Here is a 25,427-nt window from a genome sequence, read left to right as displayed (position 1 = left end):
GTCAGGCCGACACCTGCAGAGTGTTCTTGACCGGGGTCAGGGGCAGCAGCTTCTTGCCGGTGGGGCCGATCTGGATCTCGGTGTCCATGGACGGGCAGACGCCGCAGTCGAAGCACGGGGTCCAGCGGCAGTCGTCCTGCTCGTACTCGGTCAGGGAGTCCTGCCAGTCCTGCCAGAGCCAGTCCTTGTCCAGGCCCGAGTCGAGGTGGTCCCAGGGCAGGACCTCGAGCTGCTCGCGCTCCCGGGTGGTGAACCAGTCGAGGTCGACGCCGAAGCCGGGCAGCACCTCGGCCGCGGCCTCGACCCAGCGGGCGTACGAGAAATGCTCGCTCCAGCCGTCGAACCGGCCGCCTTTCTCCCAGACCCGGCGGATGACCGCGCCGACCCGGCGGTCGCCCCGCGAGAGCAGGCCCTCGATCAGCGACGGCTCGCCGTCGTGGTAGCGGTAGCCGATGGCCCGGCCCAGCCCGCGGTCGCTGTTGATCTCCTGCTTGAGCATCTTGAGCCGGGCGTCGATGACCTCGGGGCGCTCCATCGGGGCCCACTGGAACGGGGTGTGCGGCTTGGGCACGAACCCGCCGATCGACACCGTGCAGCGGATGTCCTTGGTGCCGGCGGCCTCGCGACCGGCCCGGATGACCTCATGGGCCATCTGGGCGATCTCGAGGACGTCCTCGTCGGTCTCGGTCGGCAGACCGCACATGAAGTAGAGCTTCACCTGGCGCCAGCCGTTGCCGTACGCGGTGACGACCGTCCGGATCAGGTCTTCCTTGGTCACCATCTTGTTGATGACCTTGCGGATCCGCTCGGAGCCGCCCTCGGGGGCGAAGGTGAGGCCGGTGCGCCGCCCGTTGCGGGAGAGCTCCTGGGCCAGGTCGATGTTGAAGGCGTCGACGCGGGTCGACGGCAGCGACAGCGAGACGTTGGTGTCCGCGTACTGCTCAGCCAGGCCGGAGCACATGTCGCCGATCTCGGAGTGGTCGGCCGACGAGAGCGAGAGCAGGCCGACCTCGGAGAAGCCGGAGAACTCGAGGCCCTCCTTGACCATCTGGCCGACCGTGGTGATCGAGCGCTCCCGGACCGGGCGGGTGATCATGCCGGCCTGGCAGAAGCGGCAGCCACGGGTGCAGCCGCGGAAGATCTCCACCGCGTACCGCTCGTGGACCGTCTCGGCCAGCGGGACCAGGGGCTTCTTGGGGTACGGCCAGGCGTCGAGGTCCATCGTCGTGCGCTTGGCGACCCGGAACGGCACGTCCGGGCGGTTGGGCACGACGCGCTGGATGCGGCCGTCGGGCAGGTAGTCGACGTCGTAGAACCGCGGGACGTAGATGCTCTCGGTGCGCGCGAGGCGCAGCAGCAGCTCGTCGCGGCCGCCGGGGCGGCCCTCGGCCTTCCACTCCCGGATGATCCCGGTGATCTCGAGGACGGCCTCCTCGCCGTCGCCGAGCACGGCGGCGTCGATGAAGTCGGCGATCGGCTCCGGGTTGAAGCTGGCGTGGCCGCCGGCCAGGACGATCGGGTCGTCCTCGGTGCGGTCGGCGCTGTCCAGCGGGATGCCGGCCAGGTCGAGGGCGGAGAGCATGTTGGTGTAGCCGAGCTCGGTGGCGAAGGAGAGACCCAGCACGTCGAACGCCCGCACCGGGCGGTGCGCGTCGACGGTGAAGGCCGGGACGCCGTTCTCCTTCATCAGCGCCTCAAGGTCGGGCCAGACCGCGTACGTGCGCTCGGCCAGGACGTCGGGCTGCTCGTTGAGCACCTCGTACAGGATCTGGACGCCCTGGTTGGGCAGGCCCACCTCGTACGCGTCGGGGTACATGAGGGCCCAGCGGACCGTGGTCTCGTCCCAGTCCTTGACGACGGCGCCGAGCTCGCCGCCCACGTACTGGATCGGCTTGCTGACCCGGGGCAGCAGCTGCTCGAGCTGCGGGAAGACGGAACTCACGCTCATGGGGCTCCAGGGTACGCGGCTATCCCGAAAGATCCGCCGCCGCCCGGTCCAGATCGGTGGCCAGCACGTCCTCGCGGAAGGCGCACAGCTGCAGCGTCATCCGGGCGGCCCCGCGCTCGCCGACGACCAGCCGGGTCGGGGTCCCATGATCGGACAGGTCGCCGACCAGGGCGTCCAGCAGCCGTACGCCGGCGCTGTCGAGGAACGAGACAGTGGTGAGGTCGATCAGCACCTTGCCGGCCGACTGGATCCGCTTGACGATCGCCTTGCCGATGTCGGGGGCGTTGGCCAGGTCGATCTCGCCGGTCAGGCTGACCAGCTCGGCATCGCCGAACTTCGAGAATCTGACCCACTGGTCGGTCACTCGTCGTCCTCTCCGCGGCTGCGCCTCATCGTGACCGTGGTGCCGTCGCTGCGGTCGAACAGCACCTGGTCCATCGATTCCCGGATCAGCTGAAGGCCCCGGCCGCGGGAGACGTCGGCGAGCGGCCCCCGCCACGTGCCGCGGTCGGTGACCCGCACCTCGACCGCGTCGGCGGTCACCGTCGCGACCACGTCGATCATGCCGAACGGGTCGTCGCGGTAACCGTGCTCGATCGCGTTGGCCACCGCCTCGGAGCAGGCCAGCAGCACCGCGTCGCGGCACTCGGCGCCGACGCCGTGCGCCACCAGCCAGCCCCGCAGGTCGGCCCTCAGCAGCGCGATCTGCATCCGGTCGGCGCCGATGGTGCGCTCGATGCGCTCCTCGGTGCCGAGCGTGAGGCAGAGCATGCAGACGTCGTCGGCGTGGTCCTTGCCGACCAGGGTGTCGGCCAGCCCGGCGGCCAGGCCCGGCAGCGGGGCGTCGCGCCGCCTCGCGTACTCGCGGGCCAGGATCTCGAAGCCCTTGTCGATGGGGCGGCTGCGCCGCTCGATCAGGCCGTCGGTGTAGAGCAGCATGCGGCTGCCGGCGGTCAGCCGGCGGCGGTGTTCCTTACGGCTGATGTCGCCGGCCCGGCTGCCGATCGGCGCCGAGCGCGCGTGCATCAGGAACTCCGGCGACCCGGCCGGCTCCTGCAGCAGCGGCGGCAGGTGACCGGCGCAGCAGTACGCCATCTCGCCCGTGTTCAGGTCGATCTCGGCGTACGCCACAGTGGCCATGCGGGCCGACTCGACCCGCTCGCAGAACCGGTCGAGGCTCTCGATCAGCCGGGCCGGGCCGTCCTCGTTCGAGGCGAGCGCGCGGACCGCGCTGCGCAGCTGGCCCATCGTGGTGGCGGCGTCGATGCCCCGGCCCACCACGTCGCCGACCACCACGGCCAGTTTGTCGACGGTGATCAGGAACGCGTCGTACCAGTCGCCGCCGACCTCGAGGTCCTGCGCCGCCGCCTGATAGAAGGTCTCGACCGCGAACCGGTTGTCGCCGCTGGGCAGGTCGCCGGCGAGCAAGCTGCGCTGCAGCGTGCGGGCGATCTGCCGCTCCTGCTCGTAGAGCCGGGCGTTCTCCAGCGCGAGCCCGGCCCGGTCGGCCAGGTCGCCGAGGAAGACCCGCTCGGCCGCGGCGTCGCGCCGGTCCGGCGCCATCCGCAGCGCCAGCGTGCCCAGCACCAGCCCGCGCGCGGTCAGCGGCAGCACCGAACAGTCGAGCACGTCGTCCTCGACCGGGAAGATCGCCTCGCCGCTGGCGGCCACCTTGCCGAGGCGTTTCTGCAGGAGCTCGGGGTCGGGCGCCGGGCTGCCCTTGGTCTCCTCGATCGGCACGGCGCCGACCTGCAGGCGCACCTCGGCCCAGTCGGCGATCTCGGGCACGAGCCGGTCGAGCAGCCGGCGGATGCGCGGCTCGAGCCGGTACACCTCGTCGAGCGCGCCGGTCGTCTCGGCCAGGAACTGGCTGCGCTCCTCGCGGCGGCGGACGTCGTCGTAGAGCCGGGCCCGGTCGAGCGCCTGACCGGCCTGCTGGCCGAGCAGCCGGACCACGCGCAGCTCGCCGTCGCTGAGCTTGTGCTCGCCCTTGAAGCTGAAGGCGAGCACGCCCAGCGTGAGGATGCCGGCGTGTTCGTCGGTAGGTCCGGTGGTCAAGGGCAACAAAACGACAGTGTTGCGCCCGGACCGCCGCATCGAGTCGACCAGGTCGGGAAAGTGCTGCTTGGCCTCGGTGATGGAGCCGACCACGTGCAGGTCGCCGCGCTCGGCGACCCGGGCCACGGCGCGCGGTGAGGAGCGCGGCATGTCGTCCCAGTTGCCGGTGGTCGGGTCGGTCGAGGCCACGGCCACGATCTGGTCACGTTCGGCGTCGACCAGATAGATGCTGCTGCTGGCGGCGCCGAAGGCGGCCTCGGGCGCCCGCACCACCGACTCGGCCACCTCGGCCTCGGTCGGCGCGGCCGACAGGTCGGCCACTATCTTCTGGAGCACCTGGACCCGGCGCTCGGAGGCCTCGGCGATCCGGCGGGCGAGCAGCAGCTCCGTCTCGTACTGCCGCCGCTCGGTCGCGTTGAAGATCATCGTCCGGATCGCGCGGGGCTGTTTCGCCTCGTCCCGGCCCAGCGTCGAGTTGACCAGGGTCGGCAGCTGGCGGCCGTCGGCGCAGACCACGTCGAAAGCCAGCTCGTGCACCTCGTCCTGCATCCGCAGCAGCGGGGCGTAGTGGGTCTCGTGATAGATCTGCCCGCCGGAGCTGAGCAGGTCACGGAAACGCCGATGCCCGACCAGCTCCCCGCGCGTGTACCCCGTCCAGGTCAGGAAGGTCTGGTTGACCCGGACGATCGTGCCGTCGGGGAGCGTGGTCAGGTACCCGCACGGCGCGTGCTCGTACAGGTCGTCAGGGTCTTCGTCCCAGGGCAGACGCAGTTCCTGCGTCACGTCCGGGCCACCAGGATCACTCACGGTCCGCTTCTTACAGCCAGGCCTTCATGGCGTCGATCGTCTCGTCCGGTGCGCTCAGATTGGGGCAGTGCCCCGTGGCGTTCAGCCGTACCAGCGTGCTGTTCGCCGTGTGCTTGTGAACGTAGTCGCCGACGGTGTCGGGAGCGATCACATCATCCGAGCACTGCAGGATCAAGGCGGGGGTACGCAGCTTGAGCAGATCATCGCGGTTGTCGGAGAGGAACGTGACCCGCGCGAACTTCTTGGCGATCTCGGGATCGGTGCGGCAGAAGCTGTTCGTCAGCTCGTCGCCCAGCTCCGGCCGGTCCGGATTGCCCATGATGACCGGCGCCATCGTGCTCGACCAGCCGAGATAGTTGCTGTCCAGTGAGTCGAGCAGCGACTCGATGTCGGCCCGGTTGAAGCCGCCGACATAATCCTCGGCCGGCTCGTTGATGTACCGCGGGGAGGGGCCGATCAGCACCAGCTTGGCGAACCGCTCGGGCTCCTTGACCGCGGCCAGCACGCCGATCATGGAGCTGACCGAGTGGCCGACGAAGACCACGTCTCGCAGGTCGTGCTCGTGCAGGATCTCGAGGAGGTCGTCGGCGTAGCCGCCGAGGGTCGAATAGCGATCGTCGTCGTACGCCGACAGGTCGGACTTGCCGTTGCCGACGTGATCGAAGAGGACGAGCCGATAGTTGTCCGCGAAGGCCGGAGCGACGTGGCGCCACATGTTCTGGTCGCAGCCATAGCCATGTGCGAACACCATCGGCTGACCGGTGCCGTTGCCGGTCAACGTGACGGCGTTTCTCTGTGTCGTTCTCATGTCCCGGTAACCATACGGCTCCAGAGCGTTCCGCACATCGCCCTGGTTGTCCGGCATTTGCATGCGGTTTCACCTTCGTCGTGATCTTCCGGGGTGGCGAACCGCATTTAACCTGGGACAAGACCCCTCGCCGGAGATCACCACCGGCAGCGAAGGAGATCGACGGATGGCCGACCAGCAGCCGGGCGACACCACGCCGGCAGCCGGGATGCCCGACCCGACCCGGCTCGAGGACGGCGCGGAACCCTCCACGGTGGACGCGCCGGCCCGCTGGAGCGGGGCCGCGGCCGTGGTACCGCCCGAGCCGAGGAAGCGGTGGTGGCAGCGCCCCACCGAGCCGGAGGACGACCGCCTGGCCACCCCGGCGGTCGACCCGTGGGCCGACTACGACACCCCGCTCGACCCGTTCCCGGCGGTTCCCGAGTCCCCCCTGCCGCCCACGCGGGTCGAGACCCCGTCTCCGACGAGGACCGAGCCGCCGGCGGCGCCACAGCCACCGACGTTCACCCACCGGCCACCGATCGCGGCCCAGCCGGCCCCGCCCGCCCCAGCCGCAGCCAGCCCAGTCCCAGCCAGCCCAGTCCCAGCCAGCCCAGTCCCGGCCAGCCCAGTCCCGCCCAGTCCGGTCCCGGCCAGCCCAGTCCCAGCCGGCCCGGCTGCAGGGCCGTACCCGGCGGCCGGGTCGCGCCCGGTGACGGGGCCGCCGCTGCCGCCCAAGCCCGCCAAGCAGCGCCGGCGGGACCGCAAAGCGGCCAAGCGCCAGGCCGCGCCACCCACCCTTCCCACCGGCAGGCCCCAGGCCGGAGCGCCGGGCAGGCCCCAGGCCGGAGCGCCGGGCAGGCCCCAGGCCGGAGCGCCGAGCAGGCCCCAGGCCGGAGCGCCGAGCAGGCCCCCGGCCGGGGGTCCCGGCGGGCCGCCGGGCCGAGGGCCGTTGCCCGCTCCCCCGCCCTGGGCGCCGCGCCAACCGGCCCGGCCGCTGCCTCCGCCACCTCGGCGGAAGCGGCGGTGGGGACGCCGGCTGGCGCTGTTCAGCCTGCTCAGCGTCGCCTGCTGCTGCGGGGCGCCGTTCGCGGCCTACCGGCTCTCGTCGGCCCAGTACCCGGTCACCGCCGTGCTGCCGGAGTCCTTCGCGGACCTTCAGCTGCGCGACACCCAGGACACCGGGGCCGACAGCTTCGCCGGCGAGTACAAGGACGACCGCGGCAAGCGGGTCACCGTCTTCGGCACGACCGGTTTCCGCCTCAACCCGGGCGACGACGTCGGCGCCCACCTCGAACAGGTCGCCGACGAGTACAAGCTCTCCGACGTTCGCGAGTTCGACCTCGGCGAGTTCGGCGCGCACGAGAGCTGCGGCGTCGGCCGTGACGACGGCGCCACCGTCGTGGTCTGCGCCTGGGCCGATCACGGCAGCCTGGCCACCGTGCTGCTCACCCGCCGCTCGGTCCAGGACAGCGCCGATCTCGTGGCGCGCCTGAGAGAAGCGGTGCTCACTCGCGGCTGAAGATGCCGGCTGAGGGTCAGTCCTTTTTCGGCGCGTAGCGCGGCACGTACTCCTGGCCGGTCAGCTTCTGGATCTCGGCCATCACCTCGTCGGTGAGTTCGCGCAGCGTGGTGCGGTCGTCGGAGCGGCCGGTGGGGTCGATCGGCTTGCCGAATTTCAGGGTGACCGCGCCGCCGCGCAGGCTCGGTGTCGGGTACGGCTGGCCGATCGGCTGGATCTTGTCGGTGCCGAGGCAGCCGACCGGGATGATCGGCACCTGGGCGCCGATCGCCAGCCGGGCCACGCCCGTACGCCCCCGGTAGAGCTTGCCGTCGGGTGACCGGGTGCCCTCCGGGTAGACCACCACCTGGTCACCGGCCTTGAGCACCGGGATGGCGCCGTCGAAGGCGGCCAGCGCGGCCCGCCCGCCGGCCCGCTCGACCCGCACCGCGCCCAGCCCGTTCAGCAGGTTGCGGGTGAACCAGCCGCTGAGGCCCGTACCGTCGAAGTAGTCGGACTTGGCCCAGAAGCACAGGTGCCGCGGCACTACCGCGCCGAGGAACAGCTCGTCGGCCACCGACAGGTGGTTGCTCGCGAAGATGACGCCGCCCGTTTTCGGGACGTGCTCGAGTCCCTCGACACGCGGTCGCCAGCCGTACTTGAGCGCATTGCCGACGGTGAATTTGCCGATCGTATAGAGCAGCGGCAACGGGGGTTCCTCCGGAACGGGGTGGTGCGAAAACAGTGGGGGGCGGCTGTGAGGGTAGCGGACGTCACCAGGGAAGTCCCTGTCGATCTTGCCGACGGACCCGGACATTCACCGTAGAAGGTGGGAAATGTCCGGGTCCGGTTGCTAGTTTCACAGCTTAGTGCTCTCGGGACACCTCGACCGTCACCTGTTCGCCGTCACCGACCTCACCTGCGAAACCACCCGAAGCGACCGGGCCGAAGCTCAGGCCGGTGGCCAGGGTCTCGCCCGCCACGAAGTCCCGGTGCGCCTCGACCGCCTCCCGCACCGGCGCCGAGGCCGAGACCACGAGCGTGATGCGGTCGGAGACCTCGAAGCCGGCGTCCCGGCGGGCCTGCTGCACGACCCGGATCACGTCCCGGGCCAGCCCCTCGGCCGCGAGCGCGGGGGTCACCGCCGTATCGAGCACGACGACACCCGCGCCCGCCGGCAGCGGTGCCGAGTTCTCGACGTCGGAGGCGACCTGCTTGAGCTCGTACTCGCCCTCCTGGAGGGTTACCCCGGCGGCGACCGGCGCGCCGTCGACCAGCTCCCAGTCGCCGGCCTTGACCGCCTTGATCACCTGTTGGACCTGCTTGCCGAGGCGCGGCCCCAGGGCCCGGGGCACGACGGTCAAGACCTTTTGGCTGTACGCGGTCACGTCGCCGGTGAAGACGACCTCCTTCACGTTCACCTCGTCGGCGAGCAGGTCGGCGAAGCCGGACAGGGCCGGCGCCTGCGGGGTCGCGACCGTGAGCCGGGCCAGCGGCAGCCGGACCCGCAGAGCGCGGGCCTTGCGCAGCGACAGCGCGGCCGAGGCCACGTCGCGGATCGCGTCCATCGAGGCGACGAGGTCGTGGTCGGCCGGCAGGCCCGCCGCCGACGGCCAGTCGGTCAGGTGCACCGAGCGGCCGCCCGTGAGCCCGCGCCAGATCTCCTCGGCGGTCAGCGGGGCCAGCGGGGCCACCACCCGGCATACGGTCTCGAGGACGGTGGCCAGGGTGTCGAACGCGTCCCGGTCACCCTGCCAGAAGCGGTCCCGCGAACGGCGTACGTACCAGTTGGTCAGCGCGTCGAGGTACGACCGGACCGACGCCGCCGCGCCTGAGATGTCGTACTCGTCCATCTGCCGCTGCACGTCGGTGACCAGCTCGCCGGTCTTGGCCAGGATGTAGCGGTCCAGCAGGTGGGTGGAGTCGGTCCGGAACGAGGCCTCGTGGCCCGACGCGTTCGCGTAGAGGCTGAAGAAGTACCAGACGTTCCAGAGCGGCAGCAGCACCTGGCGGACGGAGTCGCGGATGGCCACCTCGGTGACGGCCATGTCGCCACCCCGGAGCACCGGCGACGACATGAGCATCCAGCGCATGGCGTCCGACCCGTACGAGTCGAAGACCCGGTAGACGTCCGGGTAGTTCCGCAGCGACTTGGACATCTTGCGCCCGTCCTCGCCGAGCAGGATGCCGTGGCTGAGGCAGTTGCGGAACGCGGGCCGGTCGAACAGGGCCGTGGCCAGCACGTGCATGGTGTAGAACCAGCCGCGGGTCTGGCCGATGTACTCGACGATGAAGTCGCCCGGGTAGTGGTGCTCGAACCAGTCCTTGTTCTCGAACGGGTAGTGCACCTGGGCGAACGGCATCGACCCGGACTCGAACCAGCAGTCGAGCACCTCGGGCACGCGGCGCATGACCGACTTGCCGGTCGGGTCGTCCGGGTTCGGGCGGGTCAGCTCGTCGACGTACGGCCGATGGAGGTCGGTGACCTTGACCCCGAAGTCCCTCTCCAGCTCTTCGTAAGAGCCGTAGACGTCGACGCGCGGGTACTGCGGGTCGTCCGACTTCCAGGCCGGGATGGGCGAGCCCCAGAACCGGTTGCGGGAGATCGACCAGTCGCGGGCGTTGGCCAGCCACTTGCCGAACGAGCCGTCCTTGATGTGCGCCGGCGTCCAGGTGATCTCCTGGTTGAGCTCGACCATGCGGTCGCGGAACTTGGTGACCGCGACGAACCAGGACGACACCGCCTTGTAGACCAGCGGGGTGTCGCACCGCCAGCAGTGCGGGTACGAGTGGGTGTAGCCCTCGTGCCGCAGAACGACGCCCCGCTCTTTCAGGAGAGCGATGATCGGCTTGTTGGCCTCGAAGACCTGCACGCCCTGCCAGTCCGGCACGAGCGAGGTGAACCGGGTGTGGTCGTCGACGGTCACGACGGTCGGGATGCCGGCCGCGTTGCAGACGTTCTGGTCGTCCTCGCCGAAGGCCGGCGCCTGGTGGACGACGCCCGTGCCGTCCTCGTCGGTGACGTAGTCGGCCGCGAGCACCTGGAACGCGTTCGGCCCACCGGCCTCCACGAGGAAGTCGAACAGCGGCGTGTACCGCCGCCCGGCCAGCTCGCTGCCCAGCACGGTGCCGACCTGCTCCCAGCCCTCCAGCTCCTTGGCGTACGCGGCCACGCGCGACCCGCCGAGGATGAGCTTCTCGCCGTCCTTCTCGAGCACGGCGTATTCGATCGTGGGCCCGACGGCGAGGGCCAGGTTCGACGGCAGCGTCCACGGGGTGGTGGTCCACACCGCTATCTTCTCGCCGGTCTCGAGGCGGAACGTCACGGTCAGCGCCGGGTCGGTGCGGTCGCGGTAGACGTCGTCCATGCGGGTCTCGGTGTTGGACAGCGGGGTCTCACACCGGAAGCAGTACGCCAGGACGCGGAAACCCTCGTACACCAGGCCCTTGTCGTGCAGGGTCTTGAACGCCCACATGACCGACTCCATGTAGGCCGGGTCGAGCGTCTTGTAGTCGTTCTCGAAGTCCACCCACCGGGCCTGCCGGGTGACGTAGCGCTCCCAGTCCTTGGTGTAGGCCAGCACCGACGTACGGCAGGCCTCGTTGAACTTGTCGATGCCGAGCTCGACGATCTGCGCCTTGGTGGTGATGCCGAGCTGCTTCTCGGCCTCGACCTCGGCCGGCAGCCCGTGGGTGTCCCAGCCGAACCGCCGCTCGACGTGCTTGCCGCGCATGGCCTGATACCGGGGCACCAGGTCCTTCACGTAACCGGTGAACAGGTGCCCGTAGTGCGGCAGGCCGTTGGCGAACGGCGGCCCGTCGTAGAACACGTACTCGTTGGCGCCGTTCTCGCCGGCCGGCCGCTGGTCGACGGAGGCCTCGAAGGTCTTGTCGGCCCCCCAGTGCGACAGGACCGCGCGCTCGACCGCGGGCAGATCCGGGCTCGCCGGGACGCCCACGGCGTCGGTGTGCTGGGGATAGGCCATCGGTGGTCCTCCAACAGTCGTGATCAGACTGCGAGGACGAGCGATTCACGCCCGCGGTACCACCTCGCTTGACGGATCATGACGACCCGCCCGCTCATTCGTGCCCGGTTCTAATGAGGCCCTGGGGCCCGTTCTTCCGGAGGCTCCCCGGTGATGGCCGGATCGTCGCCTGTGTGCGAGACAACGATACCGGCCATCACCGGGCGCCCACTACCGCATTACCCCGAGGGTGGTGGACCAAAGCGACTTCCCTTCCCGGTCCCGCAGGTGGACCGTGAAGGCCCCGGTCCGCGCGTCGATCTCCACCTCGCCGAAGTGCTGGAACCCGGACGCCGGCGACGCGTTGGCCACCGGCGGCGCGTTGACGAAGACGGCCTTGGGCCCGAAGGTGCCGTCGAGGGCGTTCGGCCCGAACGCGCCCGCGTGGGCCGGGCCGGAGACGAACTCCCAGAACGGCGTGAAGTCCTGGACCGCCGCCCGGGCCGGGTCGTAGTGGTGGGCCGCGGTGTAGTGCACGTCGGCGGTCAGGAAGACGATGCCGGTCACCCGGTGCCGGTGGGCGTCCCGCAGCACCTGCGCGAACTCGAGCTCGCGCCCCAGTGGCGCGCCCGGGTCGCCCTGGGCGACACCCTCCTGAGCGGCGCCGCCGTCCGGCACGACCAGGCCGAGCGGCAGGTCGTTGGCGATGACCTTCCAGGTCGCCCGCGACTCGCGCAGGCCGCGGATCAGCCACTCGCGCTGCTTCGGGCCGAGCAGGCCACGCTTCGGGTCCGCGTACGTGTTGCCGTCGTTGACGTCCTTGTACGTCCGCATGTCGAGCACGAAGATGTCGAGCAGCGGCCCGTACGAGATCTTGCGATAGACCGGTCCCTCGCCCAACGGCGTCGGAACCCATTCGTGGTACGCCTGGTGGGCCCGCCCGGCCAGCACGTCCACCCGCTTCTCGGTGTACCGGGCGTCGTCCAGGATCTCCCCCGGATACCAGTTGTTGGTGACCTCGTGGTCGTCCCACTGGTTGAGCTGCGGCACCTCGGCCGCGAACGCCCGGTAGGCCGGGTCGAGCAGGTTGTACGCGTACTGGCCGCGGTACTCGTCCAGGGTCTCGGCGACCTTGAGCTTCTGCTCGGTCACCACGTTGCGCCAGACCCGGCCGTCGGGCAGCGTCACCGACTCGGCCAGCGGCCCGTCGGCGTACACCGTGTCCCCGCTGTGCAGGAAGAAGTCCGGCCGGCGGCGCCGCATCGATGCGAAGATCTTCAGTCCGCCGTACGCCGGGTCGATGCCCCACCCCTGCCCGACCACATCACCGGTCCACACGAAGCGGATGTTCTCCCGGCGCACCGGCGCGGTCGTGAACGAGCCGGTCAGCGGAGCGCTGAACAACCCCGGCCGGTCCAGGCTCTCGGCCCGCACCCGGTAGTGCAGCCGGCTCCCGGCCGGCAGGTGGCCCAGCTTCAGCTTGCCGGTCAGGCCGGTGGCCGGGGTGAGGACCGGGCCCCGGACCACCCGGGAGCCGCGGAAGTCGGGACGGCGGCTGACCTGGACCCAGAGCCGCCCGGGCCGGTCGGCGCGGCTCCAGACGACTGCCGAATCGGCGGTGGCGTCGCCACTCTGCACACCGTGGGTGAGGACCGGGCGGGTGCCGGCCGAGGAGAACGCGGGCGCTTCGAACAGAACCCCGGCCACACCACCGGCGACGCCGGCGCGCAGGAGATTCCGTCGGGACAGACTCGTCATGACTACGATGCCTATCGATCGGACATGACCCGTGGGTGGCCGTCTCCTAAAATCGGGGGCGTGATCCGCATCGAGATCGATGAACCGACCCTGGCGCGGACCCGGATCGCGATCAGCCCGCTGACCGAGGCCGTGGTCAGCCTCTACCTGCTCGAGCGCCACCCGTCGGCCCCGTGGCCGTACGACGGCTGGGCCCGGCGGGCGCGGGAGGTCCTGCGGACCGACCCGGCCACCCTCCCGGCCACGCTGCACATGCGGCTGCCATCGGTGTCGCCCGACTTCCTGGCGCCGCTGCCCACGTCGCCGCTGCCGACGATCGAGGAGCAGCTCGACGAGCTCCGGAACACCCCGGACGACGTGATCGACTTCCAGCTGGCCAAGCACTTCCCGGACGGGGATCTGCCCAATCTGATGCGGCCGTTCCGCGACGACCGGCGGGCCGCGCTGGCCCGGCTGGCCGACGGCATGCAGGCCTACTGGGACGCGGCGATCGCGCCGTACTGGCCGGCCATGCGGGCCGCGCTCGACGAGGAAGTGCTGCTGCGGGCCCGGGCGCTGGCCGCCGACGGGCCGGACGCGCTGCTCTCCCGGCTGCACGAGCGGATCCGCTGGGAACGGCCGGTGCTCAGCCTGATCAAGCCGCTCGACCAGCAGATGGAGGCGGTCAACCAGCGGCTGCTGCTGGTTCCGCTGATCTTCTCGCGGGGCGCGCTGCTCTGCTCGGGCGACCACCCCGAGATCGTCATGGTCACCTACCAGTCGCGCGGCGCCGCGGTCCTCGCCGACGGCCCGCCCCAGCCCGTCGATCGCCCGGACGACCGGCTGGCCGTGCTGCTCGGCCGGGGCCGGGCCTCGATCCTGCGCGCGCTGACCGTCCCGGCCACCACGACCGGCCTGGCCACCGCGCTGGGCCTGGCCCCGAGCACGGTCTCCGAACACCTCTCCGGCCTGCAGGCGGCCGGGGTCGTGCACCGGCGCCGCGCCGGCCGCCGGGTGCTCTACGGACTTGAACCGGCTGGAGTGGCGCTGGTCAATCTCCTCGGGGATTCGGCCCGGACCGAATTCGTTTCCTGAGAGGCCCCGGCTTCCCTACGGTCGGGGCCATGGGGAGCGACTACGCCATCGAGGCGGATGACTTACGCCGGACCTACCGGGCGCGTACGGGCTGGCTCAAGCCGCAGCGCACGGAGCTCGAGGCGGTCCGCGGGGTGACCTTCACGGTCGGCCGCGGCGAGCTGTTCGGCCTGCTCGGGCCGAACGGCGCCGGCAAGACCACCACCATCAAGATGCTCAACACCCTGCTCATCCCGACCTCGGGCACGGCCCGGGTGGGCGGGTTCGACGTGGTCACGCAGACCAAACAGGTACGCCGGCGCATCGGTTACGTCTTCGGCGGCGACCGTGGTCTCTACGACCGGCTGTCCGCCCTGGACAACCTGCGGTACTTCGCCGAGCTGTACGGGGTGGAGCCCCGCGAGCAGAAGCGCCGCATCGCCGAACTGCTCGACCTGGTCGGCCTGGCCGGGCGGGAACGCGAGCGGGTGGAGGGCTACTCGCGCGGCATGCGCCAGCGGCTGCACATCGCCCGTGGCCTGCTGCACTCCCCCGACGTGCTCTTCCTGGACGAGCCGTCGATCGGCGTCGACCCGGTGGCCGCGCGGGAGCTGCGCCGCACGGTCGGCGACCTGGCCGCGACGGGCACGACCGTGCTGCTGACCACCCACTACATGGCCGAGGCGGACGAGCTCTGCGACCGGATCGCGGTCATCTCGGACGGGCGGATCCAGGCCCTGGGCACCCCGGCCGAGCTGCGGAAGCACGCGGACGGTTTCCGGGTGGTGGAGGTCGAGGCGTACGGGGTGCCGGAGGCCGCCGTCGACTCCCTGCGCGGCCTGCCCGGCGTACGGGAAACCGCGGTTGAAGTGAAAGGCTCCTTGCAGTTGCTGACCGTGCACTCGGACGCCCACGTGGACGTCCAGGGCGACGTGCTGCGCGAGCTGGCCGGCATCCGTCTCGGCCGCGTGAACAGCCGCGAGCCCACCCTCGAGGACGCGTACGTGGCGATCGTGAGCGCGGCATGAGGACACTACGACTGCTGGCGGTCGGGACGCTGCTGCACGCCAAGCAGATCAGCCGGTCGCCCTTCGAAGTGGCCATCGCCCTGGTCGTGCCGGTCGTCCAGGCCACGCTCGCGGTCTACCTGTTCCGGTCCGGCGGCGAACAGCATCGTCTGCTCGAGGCCGCGGTCGGCGCCGGCGTGATGGGCGTCTGGTCCTCGGTCCTGTTCGGCTCCGGTGGCGCCATCCAGAACCAGCGCTGGCAGGGCACCCTGGAAATGATCATGATGACGCCGCGCCGGCCGGCCCTGGTGATCCTGCCGATCACCATCGCCACCGGCCTCACCGGGACCTACGCTCTGCTGGCCACTCTCGCTTGGGGCCGATTGCTGTACGGGATCCGACTCGACTTCGCCCATCCGGTCGCCTTCGTGGTGGCCGCTGTGGTGTGCGTGATCGGGCTCGGCATGTTCGGCCTGCTGCTGGCCGCGACGTTCGTGCTCATGCGCAACGCCAACGCGCTCGCGAACACGCTCGAATACCCGATCTGGCTGGTCTCCGGCATGCTCGTGCCGATCACCGTGCTGCCGGCCTGGACCGTCCCGGTGGCGGCGATCCTGCCGACCACGTGGGGTGCCCGGGCGCTGCGCGAGGCCACCGGCGGCGGGCCGGTGTGGCCGTCGGTCGCGCTCTGCCTCGGCATCAGCCTGATCTGCGCGCTGGCCGGGTTCTTCGTGATGGGACACGTCGAACGCCGCGCTCGTGCGGCCGCAACCCTGGCGCTGGCATGAAGACGATCAGACTGATGGCCGTGGGCGGGACGATCGCGTACCGCGCCCTGTTCAACTGGACCACGCCGGGGATGTTCGTCGGCACGCTGCTGGTCGGGCCACTGTTCCAGCTGCTCTTCTTCGCCTACCTGGGCCGGCAGCTGCAGGTGGCCGACGACCGGTTCTACATCGTCGGCAACGCGGTGCTGACGGCGTCGCTGGCCTGCGTCTTCGGGGGCACGATGGCGGTGGCGAACGAGCGGCGCTACGGCACGCTCGGGCACGTGCTGCTCTCGCCGCGCAGCCGGACACTCATCTTCTGGGGGCGGGTTCTTCCGTACGCGGGAAACGGTCTTCTCATCGCCGTGGTGACCCTGACGGTGGGAGCGCTGCTGCTCGGGCTGCGGATTCCCCTGTCCGCGCTGCCGGGGCTGCTGCTGGCCATGGCGGTGGGGTCGCTGGCCTGCGGATTCTTCGGGCTCACGCTGGGCGCGCTGGGCCTGCGGTTCCGCGACGTGTGGGTGATCTCGAACGTCGCGGTGGCGCTGTTGCTGCTGCTCACCGGCGTGAACGTGCCCGCCGCGGACCTGCCCGGCTGGATGGTGACGGTCGGTCAGTGGCTGCCGATCACCCACGCGGCCGACGCGGCCCGCACGCTGGCGGCCGGGGAAGGACTCACGGCGGCCGCGCCCGCGCTGGGCCGGGAACTGCTGGTCGGCGCCGTCTACGCGGCCGCGGCCGTCATCCTGCTGAAGATCTTCGAGACCGAGTCGCGTCGCCGCGCCAGCCTCGACACGCTCTAGCGGCTGGGGAACCAGAGGTCGATCTCGCGCTTCGCGCTCTCCGGCGAGTCGGAGGCGTGCACCAGGTTCTCCCGGTTGGACAGGGAGAAGTCACCACGGATCGTGCCGGCGGCCGCCTTGCGGCCGTCGGTCGCGCCGATCATGGACCGGACCACCTCGATGACCTCGTCGCCGCTGAGGATCAGCGCGGCCAGCGGGCCCGAGGTCATGAACTCCTTGAGCGGCGGGTAGAACGCCTTCTCCACGTGGTCGGCGTAGTGCTGGTCGGCCAGCGCCGCGTCCATGGTGCGCAGCTCCAGCGCCTCGACGGTCAGGCCCTTGCGCTCGAACCGGGAGAGCACCTCGCCGAGCAGTCCGCGACGCACGGCGTCAGGCTTGATGAGCACGAGCGAACGCTCGGTGTTGCTGGACACGGTGTTTCTCCTTTTGGCGACACGCGGGAGGTTCAGCCTATCGGTACCGGGAATCCGGCGAGAGCAGACGCCGGACCTGCCGTACTTTCGCTCCGGTAGCGCCGGGCAATAACCTGACGGTAACGAGCGGGAGGTCCACATTGGCAAACCAGACCGGCCGTCCGATCGCACCGGCACGGAAGCTGGTGGCGGCGGTAGCGGGCACGATCGCGGTCTTCGTGGTGGCGCTGGGACTCGGCATGCCGAGCATGGGCGTGGTCATATTCGGCGTCGTCCTGCTGGTGCTGGCAATCGCGCTCGGCTCCGTCAACGTGGTGCGCCGCGGCGCCCGCGCCTGGGTCACCGGCACGGCCGAGGTCCGCTCGATCACCCCGCCGCCCACGTCGGCCGCGGCGTACGGCCGGGCCCGCATCCTGGCGGTCGTGGTCGCCCCCGGCCTGCCCACCTCCGAGGTGGAGATCAACGAGTCGAAGATCCCGGTCGTCAAGTGGCCGGCGCCGGGCGACACCCTGCCGGTCACGGTCGACGTCGACGACATGCGCCGTGTCCGCATCAACTGGAACGAGGCGGTACCGGGCGCCCGCGGTGAGGACCCACCCCCGCCGGCCATGCCCGACTACGACGACTTCGAGGCCCAGGACGACGACGCGGCCCTGCTGGACGACTTCGAGCCCCCGCCGTGGAAGACCCGCGACCGCCAGTGGGGCCGGGGCCCCGACGAGCCGCCGCCCCCGCCACCCCCGTCGGCCTCACCGCCCCCACAGGCCTTGGACGACACCCAGGTGGTCGTCCGCGACACCCCCGCCGGCCCGGTCGTCGAGGGCGAGTTCGTCGACCACGACGACACCCCGCCCACCCTGCCCCGCCGAGCCCAGAAAGCCGAGCCGGACACCCCCACGGTGGCCGCGACAGCCGGCGCCGCCGCCGCGGGAGCCGCCGCCGGCGCGGCCTCGACACCGAGAACCCGCCGCCCCAGCCCACACCCCCACCGCAGCGCCACGGCCACGGTCGACCCCGCGGAAGCACCCACCCGCAGCACCCCGAGCCAGCGCGAGCCACACCCCGACGACGAGATCCCCACGGACATCCCGCTCGACGAGCCGGCCGCACAGCCCCTCCGCCCGGAACCGGTAGCCACGTCGACCCCGGCCACGCCCGCGCCAGTGAGCTCCTTCCCGACCGCGCCCCCGCCGTCGACACCGCCCCCCACGGCGCCGCCCCCGTCGACCCCGCCCCCCGCTTTCATCGATGACGAGATCGACCTCCCCCTGGACAGCAACCCCGAGCCGGCCCCGGAAACGACCCCACGGGCCGCTTCCGCCCTCCAGGACGACTTGATCGCCCCACCGGCCGAGACGATCCCCGACGACCCCGCCCCCTCCGAGCCCGCCCCCGCTCCGTTCCACTCCTCAACCCGCTTCGTCTCCAACGCGGCCCACGACGCCACCTCTGTTTCCTCCGCCGGTACCGCACCCACCTCCTCCGGGGCCTCGCCCGCCGACGCCACCTCGCGCCCCGCAGCTGAGACCCCGCCCTCCCCGGGCAGGTCGCCTTCCGGCACCGCCGAGGCCCCGGCCCACGCGGACACGGCGCCTTCCGCCGCCAGCGACACGACCTCTTCCCTTGGGGCAGGCGATCGCATCCCGCCGGACGAGGACGTCGCCGCGGTCCCATGGAGGCAGGAACCGGCGCAGTCCCCGAAGCCGGACGCCGCTCACGTCGCCGCGGTCCCGGTGACCGACGCCGCCCAGCCTTCGGAGGCCCCTCCCCAGTCCGGACCGAAACCCGGCTTCCTGGCCACCGCCGTCAGCGCCGTGGCCGCAGCCGCCGTGGCCGCCGTGAAGAAGACCGGCAAACACGACCAGGACCGCGCCGCCCGCCCCGAAGACGAGCCTCCCGCCGCTGCGCCCTCGGCAGACGAGCCTTCCGCCGCTGCGCCCTCGGCAGACGAGCCTTCCGCCGCTGCGCCCTCGGCAGACGAGCCTTCCGCCGCCGAGCCGCGCACCGTCAGGCCGTCGCCAGCCGCCGCGCCGCCCGAGTCACCCGCCGCCTACCGGTCCACCACCGCTCAGTCCGCCACAGAGTCCGGACCCGCCACCACGCCCACCGCCGCAGGGGCCGCGTCCGCCGCAGAATCCACGCCCACCACCGCGAGGTCCGCCGCTGAGGATGGGCCGGCCACCACGCCCACCGCCGCACGGGCCGGGCACGCCACCGCGACGTCCGCCGCAGAGGCTGGGCGCCCCACCGCGACGTCCGCCGCAGAGGCCGGGCCGGCCCCTGCGGCTGCGGCCGTGGGTTCGGTCGGCGTTTCTCCGCAGCCGGCTGCTCGTCCGCCGGCGCCCGCGGCGGCGGCCGCCGGCGAGATGCCGGCCGCCGAGACGAGCCCGTGGTCGCGGCCTCGGCCTTCGAGTGGCGCCGCTGTTCCCGTGCCAGCCGCCGCGGAGCAGCCCGCCGCGCGCACCCAGGCCCCGGACAGCGCAGAGGCGGAGGGCAGCCCGGCACCCCACCAGCACGCCTCGGGTGTCGCCGCCGTTCCGGTGTCGGCCGCGGCCGAGCAGTCCCCCGCCCACACTTCGGCCCCGGCACCCCACTTCGCCGACACCGACGAGCAGGCTCCCGCCCGCGCTCAAGCTGCGGCCGGTGAGGGCGTTGGGGAGACGGCGCCGCGGCCCCATGCGCCTAGTCCGGCGGCTGCGGCTCTGGCCGAGGCGGCCGCTGCGGCGGCGGCCGGGTCGGTGGGTGGCGTGGCGGCCGGCTCGGTGGGTGGGGCGGGGCGGAGTCCGTGGGCCGGGCTTGGCGGTACCCGCGAGCCTGATGAGGGTGCGGCCGATGTCATCACGGCCTATCCGAGTGCTCGGCCGGGGCCCGCCGGAGCCATTCACGGGGTGGGGATCACCGTGCTGGTCACCGATCTGGTGCGGTCGATCGGGTTCTACCGGGACACGCTCGGGTTCTACGAGATCGACCATGGCGAGGGCAGCGCCGTGCTCGCCTCCGGGGACACCCGGCTGGTGCTGCGGGCCGTGCATGGGCTGGCGGCTGAGGCCGGGCGGCTCATCTACCTCAATCTTGAGGTCGGCGATGTGGAGGCCGTCTACGAGGAGTTGCGGGCCAAGGGTGTCGAGTTCGTGCACGCCCCCCGGCCGGTCAACCGGGGGGACCGGCTCGAGCTCTGGTCGGCTTCCTTCCGGGATCCGGACGACCACAACATCGCCATCACCCAGTGGCGGGCCATCCGCTGACGGCCCTGACCGGCCCGGTCAGAGCAGACCGGGCCGGCCCAGGATCGTGCGGCGGACGCTCAGGGCGTACAGCCAGGCCGCGCCGAAGATCAGGCCGAGGACAGCCAGCGAGTAGTGGAAGAACCCGCTGGCCAGGAGCAGGACCTGCAGGACGAGGCCGGCCGGCCAGGCCCACGAGCGTTTCATCATCCCGGACAGCGCGATGGCCAGCACGGCCAGGCCGATCACCGAGGCGATGCCCCAGCCGCTCAGATCGCCGCCCATGATGCGGATCGGCTGGATCGCCAGCAACAGGATGATGGCTTCCATGACGAGCGTGCCGGCGCCCATACCCCGTACGGCCGCCTGAGGGTTTTTGAGCCCCGACCGTGGGGTCTGCTCGGGCGACGGCGAAGGGGACGTCATCGCTTCAGCAGCTTCCGGGCGTCCGCGACGGTGACCACCGAGCCTGTCACCAGCACCCCGACGCCGCTCAGCTCGCCCGACGTGTCCTCCTCGGCCAGCACCACGGCCTCCTCGATCGCGTCCGGCATGTTCTGCGCCACGGTGACCCTGTCCTCGCCGAAGATGTCCGACGCGATCTGCGCCAGCTCGTCGACCGGCATCGAGCGCGGCGAGCTGTTCTGCGTCACCACGATCCGCGCCGCCACCGGCTCGAGCAGGTCGAGCAGGCCGGAGACATCCTTGTCGGCGAAGACCGCGACCACCGCGACCAGGTGCCGGAAGGCGAACTCCTCCTCCAGCGCGGTCACCGTCGCCGCCATGCCGTGCGGGTTGTGGGCGCCGTCGAGCAGGATCGCCGGCGCGCTGCGCACCCGCTCCAGCCGGCCCGGCGAGTCGACCGAGGCGAAACCCTCACGGACGAGCTCGACCTCGAGCTGCTTGCCCTTGCCGGCGCCGAGGAACGCCTCGACGGCGGCCAGCGCCAGCGCCGCGTTCTGCGCCTGGTGGGCGCCGAACAGTGGCAGGAAGATCTCGTCGTACACCCCGCCCAGCCCTTGCAGGGTGAGCAGTTGACCGCCGACCGCCTGGGTGCGCTCGACCACGCCGAACTCGCGGCCCTCGCGAGCCAGGGTCGCGCCCATCTCGGCCGTGCGCTCGAGGATGGGCCGCATGGCCTCCTCGGTCTGCAACGCCGTGATCACCGTCGCGCCCTTGTGGATGATGCCGGCCTTGGCCCAGGCGATGTCCTCGATGGTGTCGCCCAGCCACTCGGTGTGGTCGAGCCCGATCGGGGTCAGCACGCAGATGCCGGCGTCGATGACGTTGGTCGCGTCCTCCTCGCCGCCGAGCCCCACTTCGACGACCGCGATGTCGACCGGCGCGTCCGCGAACGCGGCGTAGGCCATGGCGGTGGTGATGTCGAAGTAGGTCAGCGGCTCCGCGTTCCGCGCGTCGATGAGATCGGACAAAGGGCTGATTTCGTCGTACGTCGAGGCCAGGCGCTCCTCGGAGATCGGCTCCCCGTCGAGGCTGATCCGCTCGCGGACCGTCTCCAGGTGCGGGCTCGTGTACCGGCCGGTGTGCAGGCCGTGCGCCCGCAGCACCGCGTCGATCATGCGGGCCGTGCTGGTCTTGCCGTTGGTGCCGGTCAGGTGGATCGCCGGGTAGGCGCGCTGGGGGCTGCCCAGCACGTCCATCAGGTCCCGGATCTTCTGCATGTCGAACGCCATGCGGGTGAAGCCGCGCCCGTTCAGAGCGGCCTCGACCTCTTCGTAGGTGCTCATGCTGTAGGCAACGCTGAGAGGGCGGCCGCAATTCGCGTGAGGTCGGCCTCAGCCGTGCTCAAGCGGTCTTTGATCTTCGCGACGACCTGCTCCGGCGCCTTGCCGACGAACGACTCGTTGCCGAGCTTGGCCCGGCACTGCGCCGCCTCCTTCTCGGCGGCCGCGCGGTCCTTCTCGAGCCGGGCCCGCTCGGCCGCCACGTCGATCGCGCCCCGGGTGTCCAGGTCGACCGTGATCGCGCCGGACACCGCGAGCGTCGCCGTCGCCGTGAAGTCGGCCGCCGGCCGGTCGAGCCGGGCCAGCGAGCGGATCAGCGCCTCGTGCGTGTCGATGCCGGCGTTGCCCAGGCCGGTGAGGGCCGCGCTGACCCGCTGGCTCGGCTTGAGCCCCTGGTCGGAACGGAACCGCCGGACCTCGGTGACCACCTTCTGCAGGGCGGCCAGCTCCTCCTCGGCGGCGTCGTCGATCAGCGCCCGATCGGCCACCGGCCACGCGGCCCGGGTGACCGTCTCACCGCCGGTGAGCGCGGTCCACAGCTCCTCGGTGACGAACGGGATGACCGGGTGCAGCAGGCGCAGCAGCTGGTCGAGCACGTGACCGAGCACCCGCTTGGTCGTCTCGCCGCCCTCGGCGAGGACCGGCTTCGAAAGCTCCAGGTACCAGTCGCAGACGTCGTCCCACGCGAAGTGGTACAGGGTGTCGCAGATCTTCGCGTACTCGTACGCCTCGAAGTACTGGTCGACCTCGCCGATCACATGCTGCAGACGCGACAGGATCCACTTGTCGATGGCCGACAGCTCGGACGGCGCCGGCAGCGGCCCCTCGACCGTGGCCCCGTTCATCAGCGCGAAGCGGGTCGCGTTCCACAGCTTGTTGCAGAAGTTGCGGGAGCCCTGGCACCACTCCTCGCTGATCGGCACGTCGGAGCCGGGGTTGGCGCCGCGGGCCAGCGTGAAACGGGTGGCGTCGGCGCCGTACCGCTCGATCCAGTCGAGGGGGTCGACCACGTTGCCGAACGACTTCGACATCTTCTTGCCGTGACCGTCGCGAACCATGCCGTGCAGGTTCACCACGTCGAACGGCTGCTTGCCGTCCATCGCGTACAGGCCGAACATCATCATCCGGGCGACCCAGAAGAAGAGGATGTCGTAGCCGGTGACCAGGACGCTGGTCGGGTAGAACTTCTCGAGCTCGGCCGTCTGCTCGGGCCAGCCCATGGTCGAGAACGGCCACAGCGCCGACGAGAACCACGTGTCGAGCACGTCCTCGTCCTGCTTCCAGCCTTCGCCGGTGGGCGCCTCGTCGTCGGGGCCGACACAGACGACCTCGCCGTCCGGCCCGTACCAGACCGGGATGCGGTGACCCCACCACAGCTGGCGCGAGATGCACCAGTCGTGCATGTTGTCGACCCAGGCGAAGTACCGCTTGGACAGCTCGGCCGGCTCGATGGTGACCCGGCCGTCGCGCACGGCGTCGCCGGCCGCCTTGGCCAGCGGGCCGGTGTTGACGAACCACTGCAGCGACAGCCGCGGCTCGACGGTGGTCTTGCAGCGCGAGCAGTGGCCGACCGAGTGGATGTAGGGCCGCTTCTCGGCGACGATCCGGCCCTCTTCGCGCAGCGCGGCGACGATGGCGGGCCGGGCCTCGTAACGGTCGAGCCCCTCGAACGGGCCGTGCACGGTGACGACCGCGCGCTCGTCCATCATGGTGATGCTGGGCAGGTTGTGCCGCTGGCCGATCTCGAAGTCGTTCGGGTCGTGGGCCGGCGTCACCTTGACCGCGCCGGTGCCGAACGCGGGGTCGACGTGCTCGTCGGCCACGATCGGGATGCGCCGGCCGGTGAGCGGCAGCTCGACCTCGGTGCCGATCAGGTGCTTGTAGCGCTCGTCGTCGGGGTGCACGGCCACAGCGGTGTCACCGAGCATGGTCTCGGCCCGGGTGGTGGCGACGACGATCGCGTTCTCGCCCTCGCCGTACCGGATCGAGACGAGCTCGCCCTCGTCGTCGGTGTGCTCGACCTCGATGTCACTGAGCGCGGTGAGGCAGCGCGGACACCAGTTGATGATCCGGTTGGCCCGGTAGATCAGCCCGTCCTCGTACAGCCGCTTGAAGATGGTCTGCACGGCCCGCGACAGGCCCTCGTCCATGGTGAACCGCTCACGCGACCAGTCGACGGAGTCGCCGAGCCGGCGCATCTGGCCGAGGATCGCCCCGCCGGACTTCGCCTTCCACTCCCAGACCTTCTCCACGAACTTCTCGCGGCCCAGGTCGTGCCGCGACAGCTGCTGCGAGGCGAGCTGCCGCTCGACGACGTTCTGCGTGGCGATGCCGGCGTGGTCCATGCCGGGCAGCCAGAGAACCTCGTACCCCCGCATGCGCTTGAGGCGGGCGAGCGTGTCCTGGATGGTGTGGTCGAGCGCGTGCCCGACATGCAGGGAGCCGGTCACGTTGGGCGGCGGGATGACGATGGAGAACGGCGGCTTGTCGCTCTTGGGGTCCGCGGTGAAGTAGCCCTCCGATACCCACTTCTCGTACCGCCGCTGCTCTACCTCGCCCGGCTGGTACTGGGCTGAGAGGCCACCAGTGGGCCGGCTGTCGGGGGTGCGGGTCTCGGTCGCATCGGTCACCCGACAAGTCTACGGATGTCGCAGGACAACGCCGAATTCGCACCACCCACTGATGACCGGGATTGCTACGCTCGCCGAATGTCCGAATCCGGCCCCGCCGAATCCCCCTCGATCGACATCGGCACCGTCGACCCCGCCTCTCCTCCGGCTTCTTCTCCCGCCACCTCTTCTTCCGCCTCTTCGGCCGCTTCCGCCGCTTCCGCCACTTCCGCCACTTCCGCCGCTTCCGCCGCTTCGGAGCCGCGCCGCCGTTTCACGGTGCGCCGCATCGCCCTCGGGGCGGTGCTTGCTGTGGGCCTGGCGGGTGCGGTTGCTTTCGGCCGTACGGGTTGGCAGATCTACACGGAGAAGGACGCCACCCTCTCCGCGCCGGCCCAGATCGGCGACCTTCGCCTGGACGAGAGCCCTTCCGGCAAGGAGACGGCCGAGTACCTGTCGACAGCGCTTTCGGCCGACGTGGAGCTCGACAAGTCGGTGGGTGCGGTCTACCAGGACACCGCAAGGAAGAATGTGCTGTTCCTGGGCGGCACCGGCCTGTTCTGGACCCCGTCGAACGACTTGGAGACGGCGTTCGGCTTGATCTCCGACGCCGAGGGCGCCGTGACCGGCCTGCACGACGTCGACGCCGGCCCGCTGGGCGGCACCATGAGGTGCGGTTCCACCAAGACCGACGACGGTGATCTGACTGTCTGCGGCTGGGCCGACCACGGCAGCCTGGCCATGGCGATGTTCCCCAGCCGTACGGAATCGGAAGCGGCCACGCTTTTCCGCGAGATCCGCTCGACCGTTCAGAAGCGCTGAATCGCCGGCCCTTATCCGGGCCGGCCTTTATTTGACCCCAGAAATGACAGTAGGCCCACCCCGAAGGGTGGGCCTACTGTTTCACGTTGAGTCCGGCGGCGTCCTACTCTCCCACACCCTCCCGAGTGCAGTACCATCGGCGCTGGAGGGCTTAGCTTCC

18 protein-coding genes are annotated in these 25,427 nt (G+C 71.1%); 7 read left to right on the top strand and 11 right to left on the bottom strand.

The window, feature by feature from the left end; genetic code table 11:
• Position 1 precedes the first annotated feature (1 nt).
• Genes ACGFJ7_RS39010 through ACGFJ7_RS38995 form a run of 4 tightly spaced genes read right to left on the bottom strand, consistent with a single transcriptional unit; the run spans position 2 to position 5,621 of the window.
• Positions 2-1,948, bottom strand: coding sequence for a TIGR03960 family B12-binding radical SAM protein (locus tag ACGFJ7_RS39010; RefSeq protein WP_360251725.1), 1,947 nt, complete (start codon positions 1,946-1,948; stop codon positions 2-4).
• Between the two features lie 19 nt (positions 1,949-1,967).
• Entirely contained in the window at positions 1,968-2,312 is a 345-nt protein-coding gene (locus ACGFJ7_RS39005; RefSeq protein WP_360251722.1) for an STAS domain-containing protein, read from the bottom strand.
• Positions 2,309-4,813 (bottom strand): SpoIIE family protein phosphatase, encoded by a 2,505-nt coding sequence (locus ACGFJ7_RS39000; RefSeq protein ID WP_360251719.1) that lies wholly within the window; start codon positions 4,811-4,813, stop codon positions 2,309-2,311. Before ACGFJ7_RS39000 ends, ACGFJ7_RS39005 begins: the two co-directional genes overlap by 4 nt.
• Positions 4,814-4,823: 10 nt before the next feature.
• Positions 4,824-5,621, bottom strand: coding sequence for an alpha/beta hydrolase (locus ACGFJ7_RS38995; protein ID WP_360251716.1), 798 nt, complete (start codon positions 5,619-5,621; stop codon positions 4,824-4,826).
• Between the two features lie 931 nt (positions 5,622-6,552).
• Here ACGFJ7_RS38995 and ACGFJ7_RS38990 point away from each other — a divergent pair.
• Positions 6,553-7,122, top strand: a complete 570-nt coding sequence (locus ACGFJ7_RS38990) for a hypothetical protein (RefSeq protein ID WP_392646956.1) — start codon at positions 6,553-6,555, stop codon at positions 7,120-7,122.
• A 16-nt stretch (positions 7,123-7,138) separates the two neighbouring features.
• Here the strand turns inward: ACGFJ7_RS38990 and ACGFJ7_RS38985 are convergent, their stop codons facing one another.
• The 3 genes from ACGFJ7_RS38985 to ACGFJ7_RS38975 all read right to left on the bottom strand — a co-directional run bounded on the left by ACGFJ7_RS38985 (position 7,139) and on the right by ACGFJ7_RS38975 (position 12,824).
• Positions 7,139-7,810, bottom strand: a complete 672-nt coding sequence (locus tag ACGFJ7_RS38985; RefSeq protein WP_360251710.1) for a lysophospholipid acyltransferase family protein — start codon at positions 7,808-7,810, stop codon at positions 7,139-7,141.
• Between the two features lie 157 nt (positions 7,811-7,967).
• On the bottom strand, positions 7,968-11,087 hold the full coding sequence (gene ileS, locus ACGFJ7_RS38980; protein WP_392646954.1) for an isoleucine--tRNA ligase: 3,120 nt from the start codon (positions 11,085-11,087) through the stop codon (positions 7,968-7,970).
• 210 nt (positions 11,088-11,297) lie between these two features.
• Positions 11,298-12,824, bottom strand: a complete 1,527-nt coding sequence (locus ACGFJ7_RS38975) for an alkaline phosphatase D family protein (RefSeq protein ID WP_392646953.1) — start codon at positions 12,822-12,824, stop codon at positions 11,298-11,300.
• 60 nt (positions 12,825-12,884) lie between these two features.
• Here ACGFJ7_RS38975 and ACGFJ7_RS38970 point away from each other — a divergent pair, with 60 nt between their 5' ends.
• From ACGFJ7_RS38970 to ACGFJ7_RS38955, 4 genes are read left to right on the top strand one after another with little or no spacing between them, the layout of a single operon-like run.
• Positions 12,885-13,898: a helix-turn-helix domain-containing protein gene (locus tag ACGFJ7_RS38970; protein ID WP_360251704.1), complete on the top strand. Its 1,014-nt coding sequence runs from the start codon at positions 12,885-12,887 to the stop codon at positions 13,896-13,898.
• A gap of 29 nt (positions 13,899-13,927) precedes the next feature.
• A complete protein-coding gene (locus ACGFJ7_RS38965; protein ID WP_360251701.1) occupies positions 13,928-14,905 on the top strand; it encodes an ABC transporter ATP-binding protein in 978 nt (325 codons plus the stop codon).
• Positions 14,902-15,672 (top strand): ABC transporter permease, encoded by a 771-nt coding sequence (locus tag ACGFJ7_RS38960; RefSeq protein ID WP_360251698.1) that lies wholly within the window; start codon positions 14,902-14,904, stop codon positions 15,670-15,672. The genes ACGFJ7_RS38965 and ACGFJ7_RS38960 overlap by 4 nt, the downstream gene beginning before the upstream one ends.
• A complete protein-coding gene (locus tag ACGFJ7_RS38955) occupies positions 15,669-16,454 on the top strand; it encodes an ABC transporter permease (RefSeq protein WP_360251695.1) in 786 nt (261 codons plus the stop codon). Before ACGFJ7_RS38960 ends, ACGFJ7_RS38955 begins: the two co-directional genes overlap by 4 nt.
• Here the strand turns inward: ACGFJ7_RS38955 and ndk are convergent.
• Positions 16,451-16,867, bottom strand: a complete 417-nt coding sequence (gene ndk / locus ACGFJ7_RS38950) for a nucleoside-diphosphate kinase (RefSeq protein ID WP_360251692.1) — start codon at positions 16,865-16,867, stop codon at positions 16,451-16,453. The two genes, ACGFJ7_RS38955 and ndk, sit on opposite strands and share 4 nt — an antisense overlap.
• 185 nt (positions 16,868-17,052) lie before the next feature.
• Between ndk and ACGFJ7_RS38945 the strand changes: the two genes are divergently transcribed.
• Positions 17,053-20,112: a VOC family protein gene (locus tag ACGFJ7_RS38945; RefSeq protein WP_392646949.1), complete on the top strand. Its 3,060-nt coding sequence runs from the start codon at positions 17,053-17,055 to the stop codon at positions 20,110-20,112.
• 18 nt (positions 20,113-20,130) lie between these two features.
• Here ACGFJ7_RS38945 and ACGFJ7_RS38940 read toward each other — a convergent pair whose 3' ends face one another.
• The 3 genes from ACGFJ7_RS38940 to ACGFJ7_RS38930 are packed head-to-tail and all read right to left on the bottom strand — an operon-like array spanning position 20,131 to position 24,466.
• Positions 20,131-20,517, bottom strand: coding sequence for a DUF4233 domain-containing protein (locus tag ACGFJ7_RS38940; RefSeq protein ID WP_360251689.1), 387 nt, complete (start codon positions 20,515-20,517; stop codon positions 20,131-20,133).
• Positions 20,514-21,839, bottom strand: coding sequence for a bifunctional folylpolyglutamate synthase/dihydrofolate synthase (locus tag ACGFJ7_RS38935; protein ID WP_392646947.1), 1,326 nt, complete (start codon positions 21,837-21,839; stop codon positions 20,514-20,516). The genes ACGFJ7_RS38940 and ACGFJ7_RS38935 overlap by 4 nt, the downstream gene beginning before the upstream one ends.
• A complete protein-coding gene (locus ACGFJ7_RS38930) occupies positions 21,836-24,466 on the bottom strand; it encodes a valine--tRNA ligase (protein WP_360251683.1) in 2,631 nt (876 codons plus the stop codon). Before ACGFJ7_RS38930 ends, ACGFJ7_RS38935 begins: the two co-directional genes overlap by 4 nt.
• A gap of 78 nt (positions 24,467-24,544) precedes the next feature.
• Between ACGFJ7_RS38930 and ACGFJ7_RS38925 the strand changes: the two genes are divergently transcribed.
• The gene (locus tag ACGFJ7_RS38925; protein ID WP_360251680.1) at positions 24,545-25,267 is read left to right on the top strand and encodes a hypothetical protein; all 723 of its coding nucleotides are present in this window, start codon (positions 24,545-24,547) and stop codon (positions 25,265-25,267) included.
• Positions 25,268-25,427: the final 160 nt, after the last annotated feature.

It is taken from the genome of Actinoplanes sp. NPDC048988 (assembly GCF_043197815.1).
Taxonomy (GTDB): domain Bacteria; phylum Actinomycetota; class Actinomycetes; order Mycobacteriales; family Micromonosporaceae; genus Actinoplanes.
The sequence above is the reverse complement of the archived record's forward strand: the minus strand, read 5'-3'. Positions and strand labels throughout refer to the sequence as shown.

Excerpts from the sequence above, each read along its gene's own strand:
- ACGFJ7_RS38925 (WP_360251680.1), top strand. The coding sequence starts at position 24,545 with ATGTCCGAATCCGGCCCCGCCGAATCCCCCTCGATCGACATCGGCACC.
- ACGFJ7_RS38965 (WP_360251701.1), top strand. The coding sequence starts at position 13,928 with ATGGGGAGCGACTACGCCATCGAGGCGGATGACTTACGCCGGACCTAC.
- ileS (WP_392646954.1), bottom strand. The coding sequence starts at position 11,087 with ATGGCCTATCCCCAGCACACCGACGCCGTGGGCGTCCCGGCGAGCCCG.
- ACGFJ7_RS38960 (WP_360251698.1), top strand. The coding sequence starts at position 14,902 with ATGAGGACACTACGACTGCTGGCGGTCGGGACGCTGCTGCACGCCAAG.
- ACGFJ7_RS39010 (WP_360251725.1), bottom strand. The coding sequence starts at position 1,948 with ATGAGCGTGAGTTCCGTCTTCCCGCAGCTCGAGCAGCTGCTGCCCCGG.
- ACGFJ7_RS38935 (WP_392646947.1), bottom strand. The coding sequence starts at position 21,839 with ATGAGCACCTACGAAGAGGTCGAGGCCGCTCTGAACGGGCGCGGCTTC.
- ACGFJ7_RS38995 (WP_360251716.1), bottom strand. The coding sequence starts at position 5,621 with ATGAGAACGACACAGAGAAACGCCGTCACGTTGACCGGCAACGGCACC.
- ACGFJ7_RS38975 (WP_392646953.1), bottom strand. The coding sequence starts at position 12,824 with ATGACGAGTCTGTCCCGACGGAATCTCCTGCGCGCCGGCGTCGCCGGT.
- ACGFJ7_RS38940 (WP_360251689.1), bottom strand. The coding sequence starts at position 20,517 with ATGACGTCCCCTTCGCCGTCGCCCGAGCAGACCCCACGGTCGGGGCTC.
- ACGFJ7_RS38955 (WP_360251695.1), top strand. The coding sequence starts at position 15,669 with ATGAAGACGATCAGACTGATGGCCGTGGGCGGGACGATCGCGTACCGC.